Below are 3,953 nucleotides of genomic sequence, written 5' to 3' on the forward strand. Positions count from 1 at the left end.
GTCCGCCCGATCCCGACTGGCCCTGCATCCAGCGCCGGCAGCCGCATCTGTCGATCGCCCAGGTCTGGGGCGGGCCGGTGCCGGACGAGGCGGCGCTGAAGCGGGCGGAGGCGCCGGAGATCCAGGAGCTGGCGCAGGCGATCGCGCTCAGGCGGGTGCCGCTGCCCGAGGCGGAGGCGACGATCGCGGCCTTCGCCAAGGACCACGACGCCGAGGCGCTGGTCGCGCTCTTCGCCGCCACCTTCGAGCATCTCAACGCCACGCGCGACCGGGTGATGGCGGGGATAACCCGCTATGCCCACAAGCAGGAGGCGCTCGATGCGCGCATCGTCGAGCTGCGCCACGAGTTCTCGGCGCTGGAGGCGGCGAAGGACAAGGACTTCGACCGGATGGACGAGGTCGAGAAGGAGCTCGACTGGTCGACGCGGATCTTCCAGGACCGCCAGCAGTCGCTCACCTACGTCTGCGAGACGCCCGTCCTGCTCGAGCAGCGGGCCTTCGCGATCGGCCGGGCGGTCGAGGCCCTGCTCCCGGGCGGGGGGTGAGCGCGGATGATCGGCTGACGACTGCGCTGCGCGCCGCAACGCCCGGTCCCCTCTGGAAAAAGGCATGGGCTTTGGCCCGGCCGCGTCCTAATATATCCGCCAGCCTGCAGGGGAACGATCCTGCCGGCGGAAGGGGAGGGTAGCCATGGACCATGGTCCGGTCGGGGGTGGCGGAAGCGATGTGGGTCGGGTGACGTCGGAGCATTCGGTGTCCGATCTGCTCGTCGTCGACGACCATCCGCTCATGTGTGACGCGCTGTCGGCGACGCTCGGCTTCGCCTTCGGTTTGCGCAAGGTGCGGGTGGCCTCGAGCCTCGCCGCAGCGGTGGCGAGCATACGCGAGGAGGGGGTGCCGGACGCGGTGGTCCTCGACCTCAGCCTGCCCGACGCCAACGGGGTCGAGGGGGTGCTGGCGCTGCGCAGGCTCGTCGGCGACGTGCCGCTCGCGGTCATCTCGGCCGATCTCGACCCGAAGCTCGTCTCGGCGGCCATGGGGGCGGGCGCCAACGGCTATGTGGGCAAGCTGCTGCCGCGGGCGAAGATGGTCGAGGCCTTCAGCCGCATCTGGGCCGGCGAGCGGGTGCTGCCCGAGGGATGCGAGCCGGAGAGCCTCGAGGAGGACGAGGCCATGGTCCTGGCGCGGGGGTTCGCCTCGCTCACGCCGCAGCAGATGAACATCCTGCGGCTGATCTGCCAGGGGCGGCCGAACAAGATCATCTCCTACGAGCTCTCGATCGCCGAGGCGACGGTGAAGACCCACATCGCGGCGATCATGACCAAGATCAACGTGCGCAACCGGACCCAGGCGGCGCTTCTCGCCAGCAAGGCCCGCATCTTCGCGCGCTGAGGGCCGGGAGGGCGAGGGGAGCGTGAGTGCCGGGATGCCTGCCGATTCCGCTTCCGCGCTGCGCCCGCGCGTGGTCACGGTCGGGCTCGGCGACGGATCCGCTGCCGGCGCGATCTGGGCGGCCGTCGGGCGGATGCGGCCGGGGCTTGTCCTCGTCTTCGCCGCCGAGGGCGCGATCCTCGCGCCGCTCACCGGTGCGCTGCGCGACGCCTTCGGCCCGGAGTGCTGCGTTCTCGGCTGCTCCTCGGCGGGATGCTTCGCCTTCGGCAAGTACCGCGACGACCAGGTGGTGGCGGTGGTCTTCCCCGAGGCGGCGTTCCGTGCCCGCGCGGTCTGGCTGCGCGACCTGCGCCAGCACATGGCGCTCGACTGGATCCGCACGCTGCGGCGCCTCGCGGCCGGCTTCGGCGAGGCGGCGCCCGGATGGTCGCGCTTCGGGCTCCTGATGATCGACGGGCTCTGCCGGCGCGAGGAGGTGGTGGTGGCGACCGTCGACGCGGCGCTTGGCGACCTGCCGGTCCTCGGCGGCTCGGCCGGGGACGGGCTGCGGTTCGGCCGCACCCATCTCGCCCTCGACGGCGAGAGCCATCCCGAGAGCGCGGTCTTCTGCCTCGTCAGCAGCGCCTTCCCGGTCGAGGAGGTGGTCTTCGATCATTTCACCCCGGCGAGCGGCCGGATGGTGGTGACCGAGGCGCTGCCGGAGGAGCGGGTGATCCTCTCGATCAACGCCGAGCCGGCGGCGGAGGAATATGCCCGGCTGATCGGCATGGCGGAGGCCGACCTCGGGCCCCGCGCCTTCGCGGCGCATCCGCTGCTGGCCCGGCAGGGCGGGCGGCATGTGGTGCGGGCGATCCAGGCGGTGACGCCGGAGCGCGGCCTCAGCCTCATGTCCTCGGTGGAGACGGGCGTGACCATGACGCTCGGCAAGGCGCAGAACCTGACCGAGGGGCTCGAGGCGCGGATGAGCGCGCTCGGGCCGACCGCGCTGATCCTCGGGTTCGACTGCGTGCTGCGGCGGATCGCCCTCGAGCAGGCCGGGCTCGGCGCGGCGGTCGAGCGCATCTACCGCAAGCACCGGGTGGCCGGGTTCAACACCTACGGCGAGCAGCACGGCGGGCTGCACGTCAACCAGACCTTCGTCGGGCTGGCCTTCCTCGAGCCGGATCCGCGCCATGCTGCGGCAGACTGACGACGCCCCGCGGCAGATCGAGAAGCTGAGCCGGATCAACGAGGCGCTGATCCAGCGCCTCGAGCGCATGGACGACATGCGCGGCTCCTCCTATGCGCTGACCCGCACCGCGGCGATGCTCGAGCGCGAGATCCTCGCGCGCAACGCCGACCTCGAGCGGGCGCTGGCCGAGCTCAGCGCCAGCAACGCCGAGCTCGCCGCCGCACGCGAGACGGCGGACGAGGCGAACCGGGCCAAGTCGCGCTTCCTGCGCGCGGCGAGCCACGACCTGCTCCAGCCGCTGAGCGCGGGGCGGCTCTTCCTCGGCCAGCTCGAGGACCATACCATCGACGCGGTGCAGGCCGACCTGGTGCGGCGGGTGATCGCCTCGTTCGAGAGCGCGGAGGAGCTGATCCGCGCGCTGCTCGACATCGCGCGGCTCGACAGCCGGGCCTTCGAGACCCATCCGGGGCCGGTGGCCATCAGCCGGCTCTTCCAGCGGCTGGCGATCGACTTGCAGCCGCTGGCCGCGGCGCGCGGGATCGACCTGCGCTTCGTGATGTCGTCGGAGGCGGTGCTGAGCGACCCGGTGCTGCTGCGGCAGATCGCCCAGAACCTCATCATCAACGCGCTCAAGTATTCGACCGGGCCGAAGGTCGTCGTCGGGCTGAAGCACGCCGGGGACGATGCCTGGCTGACGGTGCAGGACGCGGGGCCGGGGATCGACCCGGCGGACCAGGAGCGGATCTTCAACGAGTTCGAGCGGCTGTCGGGGACGGAGGCGCCGGGCAGCGGGCTCGGCCTCTCGATCGTCCGGCGCGCCTGCCAGCAGCTCGGGCACGAGGTGGCGCTGGCGAGCGCGCCCGGCCGCGGCTCGCGCTTCCGGGTGCGGCTGCCGCTGATGCGCAACGTCTGCCTGATGCCGGACGTGCCGGCCGGCGCGGCGGTGCCGGTGCGGCAGTCCGGGCTGGCCGGGAGGCGGGTGCTGATCGTCGAGAACGACCCGGCGATGCGCGAGGCCTTCGGGATGCTGCTGCGGAGCTGGGGGATGGCGGTGGAGGGCGCGGCGGGCGTCGCCGAGGCGCGCGCGGCGGCGGGGCGCGGTGCGGCGCCCGACGTGGTGCCTCTCCCCCGTCGCGTGGATTCGGGGCTTTTTTACGACCCCTTGCTTACGAGACAGGCTTTACGGGATCGGCGCCCGGTGTGGAACCCTTTCCCGCGCCCGGTGTTTTGCACGCGGCCGTGAAAGCGGATGCCGACGGTGCTTGCACGCCGGTCCTGCGATGAAGATATAGTCGCATTCCGCCCGTTTCGTCCGAACTCTGCCAAATTCGCAGTGTTGCAACCCTTCCCGATCATCCTTTCCTTCCCACACGCCTCCTCCTTTCCAAGC

At 71.7% G+C, this 3,953-nt stretch carries 4 protein-coding genes; all 4 read left to right on the forward strand.

Annotated features, from left to right (window positions below):
• Window positions 1–545: hypothetical protein (locus Q0112_RS01740; RefSeq protein ID WP_297970572.1), on the forward strand; the 545-nt coding region annotated here is incomplete at its 5' end.
• A 208-nt stretch (window positions 546–753) separates the two neighbouring features.
• A complete protein-coding gene (locus Q0112_RS01745) occupies window positions 754–1,392 on the forward strand; it encodes a response regulator transcription factor (protein ID WP_297970574.1) in 639 nt (212 codons plus the stop codon).
• Window positions 1,393–1,426: 34 nt separating this feature from the next.
• Complete coding sequence (locus Q0112_RS01750; protein WP_297970576.1) at window positions 1,427–2,581, forward strand: FIST N-terminal domain-containing protein; 1,155 nt, start codon at window positions 1,427–1,429, stop codon at window positions 2,579–2,581.
• Complete coding sequence (locus Q0112_RS01755; protein WP_297970578.1) at window positions 2,565–3,806, forward strand: HAMP domain-containing sensor histidine kinase; 1,242 nt, start codon at window positions 2,565–2,567, stop codon at window positions 3,804–3,806. The genes Q0112_RS01750 and Q0112_RS01755 overlap by 17 nt, the downstream gene beginning before the upstream one ends.
• The last annotated feature ends 147 nt before the right edge of the window (window positions 3,807–3,953 follow it).

The organism is uncultured Amaricoccus sp., from assembly GCF_937858865.1.
GTDB lineage: Bacteria > Pseudomonadota > Alphaproteobacteria > Rhodobacterales > Rhodobacteraceae > Amaricoccus.